Source organism: Natronorubrum halophilum (genome assembly GCF_003670115.1).
GTDB lineage: Archaea > Halobacteriota > Halobacteria > Halobacteriales > Natrialbaceae > Natronorubrum > Natronorubrum halophilum.
Window position 1 is genome coordinate 1,195,455 of the sequence record NZ_QQTY01000001.1, and the last position, 12,214, is coordinate 1,207,668.

At 60.5% G+C, this 12,214-nt stretch carries 10 protein-coding genes; 7 read left to right on the forward strand and 3 right to left on the reverse strand.

Translation table 11 applies throughout. The features are described from left to right. Positions 1-114: 114 nt before the first annotated feature. The 3 genes from DWB23_RS05735 to DWB23_RS05745 all read right to left on the reverse strand — a co-directional run bounded on the left by DWB23_RS05735 (position 115) and on the right by DWB23_RS05745 (position 4,624). Positions 115-663: a hypothetical protein gene (locus tag DWB23_RS05735; protein ID WP_121741810.1), complete on the reverse strand. Its 549-nt coding sequence runs from the start codon at positions 661-663 to the stop codon at positions 115-117. Positions 664-735: 72 nt separating this feature from the next. After that, positions 736-1,260 carry a DUF7344 domain-containing protein gene (locus DWB23_RS05740; protein ID WP_121741811.1) on the reverse strand — a complete coding sequence of 175 codons (525 nt, stop codon included), beginning with the start codon at positions 1,258-1,260 and terminating at the stop codon, positions 736-738. A gap of 238 nt (positions 1,261-1,498) precedes the next feature. After that, on the reverse strand, positions 1,499-4,624 hold the full coding sequence (locus tag DWB23_RS05745) for a DUF7289 family protein (protein WP_121741812.1): 3,126 nt from the start codon (positions 4,622-4,624) through the stop codon (positions 1,499-1,501). Positions 4,625-5,047: 423 nt separating this feature from the next. Between DWB23_RS05745 and DWB23_RS05750 the strand changes: the two genes are divergently transcribed. From DWB23_RS05750 to DWB23_RS05780, 7 genes are all read left to right on the forward strand, one after another. Continuing rightward, a complete protein-coding gene (locus DWB23_RS05750; protein WP_162989755.1) occupies positions 5,048-5,575 on the forward strand; it encodes a hypothetical protein in 528 nt (175 codons plus the stop codon). Positions 5,576-5,645: 70 nt separating this feature from the next. Further along, a complete protein-coding gene (locus DWB23_RS05755) occupies positions 5,646-6,803 on the forward strand; it encodes a CARDB domain-containing protein (protein WP_121741814.1) in 1,158 nt (385 codons plus the stop codon). A 121-nt stretch (positions 6,804-6,924) separates the two neighbouring features. Continuing rightward, positions 6,925-8,088, forward strand: coding sequence for a signal peptidase I (locus DWB23_RS05760; protein WP_121741815.1), 1,164 nt, complete (start codon positions 6,925-6,927; stop codon positions 8,086-8,088). 159 nt (positions 8,089-8,247) lie between these two features. Further along, positions 8,248-9,426, forward strand: a complete 1,179-nt coding sequence (locus tag DWB23_RS05765; protein WP_121741816.1) for a DUF5305 domain-containing protein — start codon at positions 8,248-8,250, stop codon at positions 9,424-9,426. Positions 9,427-9,552: 126 nt separating this feature from the next. Next, positions 9,553-11,208 carry a long-chain-fatty-acid--CoA ligase gene (locus DWB23_RS05770; protein ID WP_121741817.1) on the forward strand — a complete coding sequence of 552 codons (1,656 nt, stop codon included), beginning with the start codon at positions 9,553-9,555 and terminating at the stop codon, positions 11,206-11,208. A gap of 192 nt (positions 11,209-11,400) precedes the next feature. Continuing rightward, a complete protein-coding gene (locus DWB23_RS05775) occupies positions 11,401-11,694 on the forward strand; it encodes a winged helix-turn-helix transcriptional regulator (RefSeq protein WP_121741818.1) in 294 nt (97 codons plus the stop codon). 49 nt (positions 11,695-11,743) lie between these two features. Continuing rightward, on the forward strand, positions 11,744-12,157 hold the full coding sequence (locus DWB23_RS05780; protein WP_121741819.1) for a hypothetical protein: 414 nt from the start codon (positions 11,744-11,746) through the stop codon (positions 12,155-12,157). Positions 12,158-12,214: the final 57 nt, after the last annotated feature.

Below are 12,214 nucleotides of genomic sequence, written 5' to 3' on the forward strand. Positions count from 1 at the left end.
TCCAGCGCCGGCAAGAGCACGGCTCTGACGACGATAGGCAAGGTTTCGAGTGGATGTTCGTGTCTTAGAACACGTGGATCTCTCAGCAAACCGAAGACGATCCGGGAGACAGACTCAGTCTGGAACGCACTCAACGTCGATCTCTCGTTCGAGGTCGATACTCACCTCGCCATCACTAACTTCGATTGCAACTGTCACCGTCGCATCGCTCTCTTGTTGCGACGGGGAAAAATCACCACTCGTCGGACAGCTAAAATCACCGAGAACGACGCGAAATCCATCCTCCGCGGGTTCCCGTCTGAGACTCTCTTCATCGATTATATCGTCTTCGTCATTCGCTTTCGAAAACGAGACGTCCTCTATAGAGAGGGGACCGGACGGTGTATTATCTTCGAGAACGACGACGCTTTCGGCGTCGTACTCGTAATCAGGGCATCCAAAAAAACAAAACCCGAACCCTCCGAGATCGCCATTTTCACTCTCCAACTCGAGCACTCTCTCTTCGGAGGGGTACTCGAGGCCCAGAAGGGCGTCCTCATCACCTGCGGTCTCAACCGCTACCCCTCGATCAGCGACCGTCGAGTCGAACGCGCCACTCGAGGCGACGACGGCGAGCGAACCGACGACGAGCAGTCCGAAGCCGAGGTACGTGATCCATCGCATCGGTGTATCAGGTTTGAGGTAGCGACATTTCGAGTGCCGATCGGCAGTTAGAAACGACGGTCCAGACAACTATCACGGCGGTCGTTCCATCTCTCCGAGTCGCATCCGACGGCTCTGTGCGACGTGGACGACCGCCGACACCGCGAACAGCGCGAACACGAGCGTCGCCCAGCCGAGTTCGGGTACCGTCCCGATCGGCACCACCTCGAGCCAGAGCCCCGCCATCACGATCGACCCGACCGCAGCCAGTCCCAGATAGTACGTGCCCCACGGCACGGAGTCACCGGGAACGACGTCGAGGTAGACGTCCAGTTCGGTCGCCCTGTCGGTGAGCGCGATCGTCCGATCGTCGAACTCGATCATGTCGGCCCGCTCGAGCGTCGGCAGGTGCGTCTGCTGTAACGACGTGTAGACCCGCTTTCGCTCCGCGGAGGTGAGTTCCTGGACCTCCTTGTCGAGTTCCCAGGCGGCGACGTGTTCGGCCAGATCGCCGAGCGTCACGGGTTCGTCCTCGAGTTTGCAGTAGTGGACGGCGTACCGGCGACGGTGGTTACTCAGCAACTCGAAAATTTCGCCTCGATCCGAATCGGCCCCCATCTTAGTCCCCATCGAATACTCCCTGATAGTGTGAAAATACGTATTTCTGATACATAACCCTTACCGCCGTGGCAGAGTAGTGACTTCCTCGGACTCCATTACGGCCTAAGAAGGGGTTTTCCGTCCCCGAATAACGAGATCATCATCCAAATCTGGACTCGCAGGAGTGAACAGTTCGGATGGTTTTCATTCTATGGTCTGTCGTTCGTGTATCGGTAGCGGAGAATATCGCGAGGGACTATCCGATTACGATGTAATCAGTATCGATGTTGACCCCCGTTTCAGTCGTTTGATTGTCCCCCGTTCCTTCGACGGACTCGCCGGTTCCAACAGTGGGTGAGTCGCCCGCAGTGGGATCGCCCTCACCAAACTCCATATCGATATCGCCGACTTCGTCTACGCTGTCGGAGCCACCGGGGCCTACAGCAGTTTCGTTGCCGCCACCGGGCATAATCGTGATGCTAGGCGTGCCGGGGTCGACACCTGCGCGTTCGACCTCGACGTAGACGATCAGATCATTGAAGTTCGGGTCGGACGTTTGATCGGGGTTTTGCTCGTAGGAGTCTATCGCATCATCCCAAAGGGCATCGATACCGTCCTCGTCCGTCGACTCCGTGTTTTCGAAGAGGAATACGAACTCACCCGGGCCGAGGTCGAGTTCGTCACCGCTGTCCGCGATCAGTCCTCGCTGCTCGAGCACTTCGGTCGCACTCAGTTGTTGCTCGTTACCGGCGGGAAGGGCGGGAATCGTGTTGTTCTCCGCGCTCCGAACCCGGACGTTCTGCAAGTTCTCGCCCTGCGAGGCGTCGATCGGTCCGAACACCTCGCCGTTTGGTGCATCATTACACCACATGAGGTCCCGATCGGTCGGTCCCGAGTAGTGCGAGAGCGTATTCGGATCGGTGGCCTCGGCCTGGCACGTAGTGTACCTCGTGTTCCGGAGCGTAAGTTCGGTTTCCTCGTCGACGGTGAAATTGTGCGTGAAAGCGCCGTCGCTTTTGTTCTGCCACGTTGGGCCGGTATTGATATTATCGCCACCAGTAGGGTTTTCGAACGAATGTTCCGTTACTCCGTTCGTCCTCACGTCGAGGGACATCGGAGCCAGATTATGAACGTCCTCGAAGTCCCACCATCCGGTCCGGATTCTTCCGTCTCCGGAAACTTGCGAGCCAACGACTTCGACCATCACTTCCGCGTCTTCGATTTCACCCAGTCCCACTCGTCCGGGATCGATGCCCGCGTCGACATCGAACTCGACACTGTCCGTACCGTCGTCCGTGTGAATCGTCGCCTCGTACTCCCCATCGAGAAGCTTACTTTCGTTGAGTACCAGTTCGATGGAATCTGTCTCGCCGAACGATCGGTTGACGTTCGTCTCACCGAGATACCCATACGGATCGCCATCGAGTTCCTCCGGTAGTTCACCGACGTACTCGAGTTCGAAGCCAACGTCCTGAGATCCGGTTTCGATACCGAGGTTCGTGATATTGGCAGTGATCGTCACGTTACCGTCGTTACGGGTCGCGTTCGTGTCCGCCGGATCGAAGTACGTCCCGGATTTCCCGGCGTAGAACGAACCGTTGGAGGTCATCGCACTGTCCTCGGTCGAGACATTGTACTCGTACACCGAACCGGCCTCGAAGTCGTCGGTCTCGATCTCGAACTCGACTATTTCGGATTCGTTCGACTCGAGCGTCACCGTTTCGGGGTCGGGTTCGCTCGCCGGTTCACCAGGAAGCGTCAGCGTCACGTTTTGCGTTTCGGTGGTGAGATTCGTGTTCGTAACCTCCGCCCCGATCGTGAACGTCGACTCCGTCACGTCGACGCGTTGGTCGCCGGTGTCTCCGGGCCCGTCGAGTACGCCGTGATCCGCGGTGACGACAACTCCGTCTCCCTCCTGGCCGCCCTCGATGTGGAGTGTTCCGTTTGCACTGTCGTTTTCAGTTTCGATCGAGAACGGATACTCCTCACTGGGCCACGCACTCTCGTTTATAATCCACGAGACCGTTCCTTCAGCACCGTACTCGAGTTCGAGTTCCTGCTCGACGCCGTCGATGTCGGGGTGGTCGAACTCGAGTGAGATGTTCTGCGCATCGGTTCCCGTCGCGTTCTCGACGCCCTGATTCCGGATGGTAGCGCTGATCGTTGTGTTCTCGTCGCCGGTCGACGTATTTTCGATGTCGGTGACGTTCAGGTGAGTTCCCTCTTTACCGAGGTAGAACTCGCCGGGTGTGTCGAGCGAATCGTCTGGAGTAGAAATTACGTACTGATAGGTATTGTCCGGCTCCAGAACGGTGCTGTAATTGTTCTTATCGATCTCGACTGTTTCCTCATGAGTGGCACCACCAGTCATCTCCGTAACATCCGAGTTTGCTTCTTTAACCATCCCGCCTTCGATAGAAACGGTCATCTCGGAATCGATAGGATCACTGCCGGTGTTATTTAACAACGCTGTGAAATTGAGATCCTGACCGAACTCGACCCGGTTACCGTCGCTTTCGACCGCATTCCCGATGCCTCTATCCTCTTCAATACGTAACTGTGAATCGTCTGACTGCTCCCTGATTCCCTTGACCTTCACTTCGACGGTCTCGGCTCCCGAGTTGTGTGAAATGCTGCTACTCACGTTCTCGTCCACATTCGACACGAGAGCCGTCTCGAGGTGCTGTTTCCACCCGTCGTGGTACGAACTCTCGATTCGGATCGCGACGTTAGTTCCGTCGGAGTTGCTCGCAGCTTCGGCGATGTCTGCGGCCAGTTCGTCGCTCCTCTCGTGGTCGGCTCGCGCGATCGGATCGGACCCTGATAGCTCGTCCTGATCGAGGAGCATGAGATCGAACCGAACGGATCCGTTGGAGCCTGTGGAACCGTTCTCGTAACTGATTCCGGGTTCCGAGATGATCTGCGTCCCCGACCCGGTATCCTCCCAGATGCCACCGCCCTGATGAGCGATCGTCCGATCGTCGAGTTCGAACTCGAGCGCACCGAGTTCGGCGGTTGCGGTCCGGGTGTCGTCGTCCCAAGGGAGGTCGTCGGACTCTGAGTCGTTGTACCAGAGGATGTCGACCTGCCCTTTGTCGGCGACGTCGATTTGACAGTCCGAGATGTCGGTATCCGGCATGGAGCGTTGCTCACCAGTTGCCGCAACGGTCGCGAGCTGGTGGTCCGTTTCGTCCATACAGAGGTGAGCGCGCTCGCGTTCGCTCCCCGATTCGAACGTGTCAAGCATCGGCGACCCGACGATAAACAGCAGTGCCGTCCCTGCGATCACCATTCCGAGGAGGAGTACGAGACCCACGATGGGGCTCAGTCCCCGTCCCCGCTGAGCGCGATTCCCCCGCCTTTTCCCACCTGCACCAAACATTACTTACTCCCTACACAGTATCACTATAAATATATTCATGGAACTCTAGAGGTTGACGTGACCAAATCGAGACGATCCATGGACAGAATGTGTAAACGGTACTAGCTACTCGGTCGAGCGCCGTTAGCGTCTCGTGACATCTCATCGCCTCGAGATGGGAGGCATACTCGAGCAACCGTCCGATTCGACCGGAACAATACCCACACGTACTCACGTGTTATAATAGCATTCGGCCGTTCGGCGTCTCGAGTCGGTATTTCGGCGTTCAAGACCGCCTTGAACGAGTGTATCGCTCGCCCTTCAGCAGATCTGGCAACCGAATACAAAGTGGGGAGACTGTCTGGAAGAGCGTAAGGACCGCGTTCCGGATCTCGCTGTCGAGGCGACGAGGCGCGCGGTTGTACGGAGACCACAACCATGAGAATGAATCGACGTAATGTGTTAGTCGGACTGGGTACGATTGTCGCGGGCGGCGGAGCAGCACTCGGTACGGGCGCGTTTAGTAGCGTGGAAGCCGATCGATCGGTGACGCTGGAAACCACAGGCGACGCCAGTGCACTCCTCCAGTTCTCCGCAACGAGTAGTGTCGCGAGCACCGACGGGGGGAGCGGAGACGGGCAACTTGAGTTCGATGAGACGACTCTCAACGAAGACGCAGTGACGACGTTCGATCCCGCGTTCACCGTGGAAAACACGGGGGGAGAAGACGTCGGATTTTACGTAAAGGAGGACGGAACCAATATTGCGAGCGATGGGATCATCGACTTCATCGACGAAGATGGGAATTCGATCGTACAGGCAGACCACGAGGGCGGAAGCCAGATCGACCTGCCGGCGAGCGCTCCCGGTCCCGTTGACGTGGGAATCGTCGTCGATACGGATGACAGTAATAGCGTAGGCGACATCGACACCGTCACGCTCGTCGCCAGCACTGAGGCGCACGGTCAGTAATCAGTACCGTAATCGGTAGCGACCGCACCCGTCCGTCGCGTCGAATCATGCCGGAGAGAGGGAGACCGTCATGCCATCTACCAAGCTTCTACTCACCGCCGCCGCAGCCTGCTTTCTCTTCGCGCTCGCAGTCCCGACAGTAGCGATCACGGTGGGTGAGGACACGGCAGCCGATAACGTCGTCCTCGAGCCGACCTCCCGATACGCCTCAGTCGATGCCAACGGCGACATTCGGCTCGATCTGGAGGCACTCAACAAACGAGCGATAACCACTGCGGACGACGTGTTTGCGATCACCGTCAACGACGACGCCGTCGAGCGAGTCTGGATCAGTAACGAGGGCGGCCTCGAGTTCTACGAGGGGACCGACCGAACCGCTACGATCACCGAACGGACTCCGCTCGAGCCGTCCGCCGGCGAAACGACGAGCGTCGGCGTCGCGGTCGATACGCACGGCGACTACGACAGCACGGAAACGTTCACGGTGCACGTCGCCTACGCTGACGAAGCGGACGACGACGACGAGAACGATACGGACGCGGTGCCGAAAGGAATCAACCTCGAGTCTCTCGAGGTTCACCCAACGACGCTCGAGACGGGCGACACCGTGACGGCGAACGCGACGTACCGGAACAACGGACGGACCACGGAGCAGGTGACGTCGGCGTTGACCGTCGACGGGACCGTCGTCGACACCGAGACGCTCGAGGTCGAGCCCAACGAGACGGCCTCGGTCGTTTTCGAGCGCCGGATGCAGTGGCCGGGCACGTACGAGGTCGGTGTCGACGGAATCGCGAGCGAGTCGGTGACCGTCGAGGGGCCACCGATCGACGTTCTGTCCGCGACGGTCTCTCCCGTCGAACTCACCGTCGGCGACACGGCGACCACCGAAGCGACGGTCAGCAACCCCACGGAGACGCGGGTCGACCGCACGCTCGAGTTGGCGGTCGACGGCATCGTCGTCGACGCGAAGACAGTGTCGATCGCGCCGGAGTCGGAGCGGACGGTCACGTTCGAGCGGCAGTTCGACGACGCGGGGACGCACGACATCGCGGTCAGCGGCGTGAAGGCGGGTTCGGTTACCGTCACGGAACGGGAGCCGTTCCCGATCCGGAACCGCGAGTTGTCGGCAGCGACGACGGCGGCGCTCGCTCCGCCGATGGCGACGGGGTTTCTGTTCGTAGCTGTCGCAGCGAATCGCCGATGGGCGTTCGTCTCGAGACGGTAACGAACCCCGAACTCGAAGGAACGGGACGAACGCCCGCTCTCGGGGACTTTAAGGTGTTCGATTTCGAAACTAGTAAGAAGTAAAATAACTCAGAAGCCATGATAGTCCAGGTGACGAGACGATGACGTCCGCCGCGTTCCTCAAGCGAGGGCTGGGGCTGGTCGTCGCCGTCTGCATCGTCCTTCTACTGGTCGGACAGCTGCTGGGACAGCCGATCCTGCTGGGCTACGTCGCGACCGGAAGCATGGAGCCGACGATGGACGCCGGAGACGGTTTCGTCGCGATTCCCAGCATCGCAGCCGGTTCGGTCGAGGAGGGTGACGTCGTCGTGTTCGAGGCTCGAGAGCTTCACGGCGGCGAACTGACCACTCATCGTGTCGTCGGCGAGACCGAGGAGGGGTACGTCACGAGAGGTGACGCCAATCCGTTCACGGACCAGGACGGCGGCGAACCCCACGTCACTGACGGACAGATCGTCGCCAAAGCGTGGCAGGTAAACGGCGAGGTCGTCACGATTCCGTACCTCGGGTCGGCGATTATGGGCGTCCGAGGCGTCGCGGAGTCGGCCTACGGGACCGTCGCACCGATTCTCGGACTGACGACGACGGCAGACTCGGAGGGACTCGGCGCGTTGCTGGTCGCCGGCGGAGTCGCGCTGCTCGGGTTCGGCGTGGTCGTCGAGCGACTCGGACCCGGCGTTCGCGAGACGACGCGCTCGCGATCCCGCGAAAACGTGATCGCGTTCTGGACGGCGCTGGGACTCGCGTTGCTCGTCTTCGTCACGTTCGCGACCGCGGCGATGGTGGTTCCCTCGGGGACGACCGAGTACGAACTCGTGAGCACTGAGACGCCGGACGACAACCCCCAGATACTCGCACCGGGGGAGACCGGCGAACTCGCCCGAACCGTCGACAACGCGGGCTACGTCCCCATCGTGGTCGTTCACGAAGCCGAGAGCCGGAACGTCGCGACGGACCCCAGCGCGCAGACGGTGGGGATACGCTCGAGCGGCGAGACGACGGTCTCGCTCACCGCGCCGGACGAGACCGGCGAGTACACCCGGCACGTCGGCGAGTACCGGTATCTCACCGTTCTCCCGCCGTCGGTACTCGTCTGGCTGCACGGCGTCCACCCTCTCGTCGCGATCGCTGCGGTAAACGGCGTCATCGTCGGGGTTACGGTCGTAATCGTGCTCGTCGTCTTCGGCCGAAACGACCTGCGCGTTCGCTCCGCGGGGGACCACGTCCCGCTGTCGACTCGCCTCGAGCGAAAATTCCGAAAGTAGTGTGGGAGATGCGTTCAGCGGCTCAGGAACCATTATCGTTATAATGGTCGCCTGCAGTGAATGTATGCATGCGCGTCCTTCACCCGATCCGTCATGTCGGATCAGTATGGACAGTGCGGGGGAGGGGAGCGGCGTCGATCTGTTTGGGGTGCCCGAACGGTGATTGAGAGTCCTCGGCTCGACCTGTTGCTCGTCAGATACGGTCGCCGGATCGTGATTGTCCTGGTCGTTGTCGGTATACTCGCGCTCGTCGCGACGGGATGGGTGGTCGCGAATCCGTCGACGTCGACGACCACGCAGTACGGCCAAGAACGCATCTCGAGCGAGGTCGGGACGAGCGCCGACGTCGTCCAGGATGGGGCGCTCTGGAACGAGGGCGATCGACTCGAGAACAGCAGGGTGTACATGCTGAACGCCTCGCCCGAGCTAACCGTCGAGCCGGAGACGACGCTGGTAAACCAGACCGACGGAACGCCGATCGACGACGGCAGCGTAACCCACGAGCTAACAGTTCGTTTCGAGGCGACTCGAGACGGGGAGTCGTTCTGGAACGAGACTCACACCGTGGTGGATGACTCGCCGTCCGTCGAGAACGGCGTCGCGACGTCGGAGGCGACCATCGACGTCGAATCCTACCGTGAGCGACAGCGGCAACTGGAACGCGAGCTATCGGGGGTCGGTGACGTCGCCACCAAACTGGAGTTTCGCGTCGAGTACGACACCGGGACGAACCGGGGGACGAAAGAGGAGTCGTCGACGTTTCACGTAACCGACGACGCCTACTGGCTGTCCGAACCGCCCTCGGTGACGGATACGCCGACACACCGGACGGGAACGCAGCGGACGACCGAGCCACAGAGCCTCGCGACTATCGCCGGTCTCTCGCTTCTCGGGACGCTCTCGCTCGTCAGTGCCGCGTTCGTCGCTCGTCGCTCGCCGGTCGACGAAGCGGCCGCCCGGCGTGCGGTCCACGAACAGCGGTACGCCGAGTGGATCTCGCAGGGCTCGATCCCGATGTGGATCGGCGACTATCACGTCTCGCTCGACACCTTAGAGGACGTCGTCGACGTCGCAATCGATACGAACGAACGCGTCGTTCACGACCAGCAACGCGGCCTGTTCGCCGTCGTCAACGATGGCGTCGTCTACTACTACAGCGACCGCGGCCTCTGGGAAGAGACCGCCTGGCCGGAGATGACCCTTCAGGAACGGCCGGCCGTCGGCGGCGGCGAGCCCGAACTCACGCCGGACGAGATGGATCTTCAGGGCGACGCGGAGTTCGGAAGCCCCGACGAGAGAGGATTCGACGACGACGAGGACGTCTGGAAGAAACTGTAACCGACACTCGCTCCGCACGGGATGATCTCGGGTACAGAGTCGCACCCGACCGCCGATTCTCGCAGGGTGAATCCTCGCTTCCGTGACCAAAATAGGTATGACGCAGGTCACGAAAGAACATGACGTATGGAGACACCGCTCATCGTCACCGACTTTCTCGAGCAGGCGCGGACACACTACGGCGGCGAAGAGGCCATCGTCGGCGCGGACGGTGACCGATTCACCTACGCGGAGTTCGGCGAGCGCGCTGACCGATTTTCGGCCGCGCTTCAGGAACGAGGGATCGAGAAGGGCGATCGGGTCGCCGTGCTCGATCCGAACACGCACTACCACCTCGAGGCGGCGTACGGAGCGATGCAGATCGGGGCGGTTTTTACGCCGTTGAACTACCGGCTGACGCCTGACGATTACGAGTACATCCTGTCCGATGCGGGCGTCGACGCGATCTACGCGGATTACGAGTACGCCGACAAGATCGAGGCGATCCGCGACGAGATTCCGACGGAGACGTTCGTGACGAACGACCTCGAGCGCGTCGAGGGCGGTGGGGCCGACGAAGCCGGACGATCCTCGTCGTCGTCCGCCGGAGCGTGGGAAGATTTCGACGCGCTGCTCTCGTCGGCCGGTACCGAATTTGACCGACCCGAGATGAGCGAAGACGAGATCATCACGATCAACTACACCTCGGGGACGACGGGCGATCCGAAGGGCGTCTGCCGGACGCACCGAACCGAGAGCATCCACGCCTATCTAATGTCGATCTACCACGAGATCAGCGACGACGACGTCTACCTCTGGACGCTCCCGATGTTCCACGTCAACGGCTGGGGACACATCTACGCGGTGACCGGAATGGGCGCGACCCACGTCTGTACGCGCGGCGTCAATCCCGACGAGGTCGTCGAGGCGGTCACGACGGAAGACGTGTCGTTCCTCTGTGCCGCGCCGGCCGTTCTCAATCAGTTGATCGACTACTACGAGGCGCAGGGCGAACCCGAGATGATGGGCGCGAACAGAGTTCGGGCGACGACCGCCGGCAGCGCGCCGCCGGAGGCGACCATCCGCGCCGTCGAAGAGGAGTTCGGCTGGTACCTGAAACACCTCTACGGCGCGACCGAGACGGGGCCACTGATCACCATCTCCGACGCCAAACGGCTCATGACCGACGAAAACCGCTTCGAACTCAAGAAGCGACAGGGGATGGGGATCCTCGGCACCGACGTTCGGGTCGTCGACGAAGACGGTGCGGACGTCCCTCGAGACGACGCGACGCTCGGCGAAGTCGTCGTCCGCGGCAACCAGGTGATGGACCGCTACTGGGACAAACCGGAGGCCACGGAGGAGGCGTTCAACGACCGCGTCGAGGGGTACTATCACACCGGCGACCTCGCGACGATGGACGAGAACGGGATGATCGCCATTCGCGATCGCAAGAAGGACATTATCATCTCCGGCGGCGAGAACATCTCGAGCATCGAACTCGAGGACACTCTGTTCGATCACGACGCGGTCGCGGACGTGGCGATCATTCCAGCCCCGAGCGAGCAGTGGGGCGAGACGCCGAAAGCGTTCGTGGTGCCGACCAACGGCGATCCGGAGAACCCGCCAGTTGCGGCCGACGAGTTGACCGATTTCACTCGCGAGCGACTGGCGAGTTACAAGGTCGTCCACCGGATCGAGTACGTCGAGGAGTTACCGAAAACGGCGACCGGCAAGACCCAAAAGTACGAACTCCGTCAGGAGGAGTGGGACGACGAGGACCGACTGATTGGCGAAGGATAACGGACTAACCGTTCCGAATCGGGGCTATCGATCAACGGATTATCAATTCCTGACTAGCCAGTCAACTATCGATATTGGGCCGTAAGCGGCGTCTCGGACCACTTTACCAACTCAAGTTCGTTGTAATTATTTATGATGGTTCCTCCTCGTAAGGCTCAACTTTTATGCTGCTGGGACCTTTCGATTCGTAATATGGCAGAGACTGACGGGGAGGACATCGAAGACTTGCCACCGAGCGCCAAACTCGTCTTCAAGGTTCTCGAGTACGATGGGCCGTTGACCCAGAAGCAGATCGTCGAGGAATCGATGTTATCTGCCCGGACCGTCCGGTACGCACTCGAGCGGCTAGAGGAGATCGGAATCGTCGACGAGGATATCTACTTTGCGGACGCTCGACAGAGCCTCTATCGGATCGAAGACCCCGTCGCGGCCGATGGTAACGGTGTCGAAGAGTCCCCGAAAAAGGACGCCTGCTGTGCGGAATAACCTGCGAGCAAACGGCAGGGTTATTTTGACGCGGTAACGGTCCCCTTGCATGGACAAGGAGATGCTCCCGCGATGGGGGTGGCTGCTGGTCGGTCTGTTCGCGATGGCGGTCACCGCCAATCTGCTCAATTTCTTCGTACTCGGACCGGCCGGGCTCCCCGGAGAGTACGAGGTGATCACGATCATCACCTCGATGGCCCCCGTATTGATCTACCTCGGCGTCTGGTACGACGAAGAGCGCCAGCAGTACTGGGATCGGTCGCGAGAGCACATCGTCGGTGATCTAGTGTTCATCGTGGTAGGGGCCGCGATCGGGTCGTCGATCGCACTCGTTAGCGTCATCGACTTCGGCCTGCCGCGGATCATTCAGGACGTCGGCGCGATGGCCGCAGGCTTCATGTTGGCGTGGGGACTGTTCTGGTGGCGCAACCCGGAGCTGTACCAGCGAGAGGCCGATCTCTGACCGGGAGTAGGTCGATTCGGTCTCTTGAGGAATCCAGCCGAGCATCGGGCTCTCGTC